Raw genomic sequence first — 545 nt, 5'->3', positions numbered from 1 at the left:
TGAGCCTTTCCGTTTTACAGGTTCCTCAACAGGCCGGTGGGCCGTTAGTATCATCAATATCAGTATTCGCAAAACCAGATGAATGATTGTTTAAACTGGTGTATTTCTGCCTTTATGCTTCGTAAGTTTGCTGTCGCGCCGTCAGTGCCCAGGCTATTCTGGCCAGCTTGTTTGCCAGAGCACAGGTGACGACAAAGTTGCTTTTCCGACACAACAACTCCCTGACCCAGTCGGCCAACTTGCCAGACTGGTGTTCCAGTTTTTGTATGAATACCCTGGCACACTGAACCAACAAAGTTCGGATCTTTTTGTTGCCCCGCTTGCTAATCCCTAACAATGTCGTCCGACCTCCCGTGCTGTACTGTCGGGGTACCAGCCCTGTTGCCGCCGCAAAGTCACGGCTGCTGGCGTACTGCTTCCCGTCGCCAATCTCAGTTGAAATAGTACTGGCAGTCAGCGTTCCAACGCAGGGAATACTCAGCAAGCGCTGTCCAACCTCATCTTCGTCCAACTTTCGTTTCAACTGAGATTCCAGATCTTTAATC

The 545-nt window shown here is 50.3% G+C and carries 1 pseudogene; it reads right to left on the bottom strand.

Features of this window, described 5'->3' with window-relative positions:
* Window positions 1–112: 112 nt before the first annotated feature.
* A pseudogene (locus tag OGY13_RS00015) lies at window positions 113–545 on the bottom strand (IS110-like element IS5075 family transposase); the annotation flags it as partial.

Origin of the sequence: Citrobacter sp. Cpo045 (assembly GCF_030332875.1) — a bacterium.
Lineage (GTDB): Bacteria > Pseudomonadota > Gammaproteobacteria > Enterobacterales > Enterobacteriaceae > Citrobacter > Citrobacter portucalensis.
Note: the sequence above shows the minus strand (reverse complement) of the source record. Positions and strands in the feature narration are given on the sequence as shown.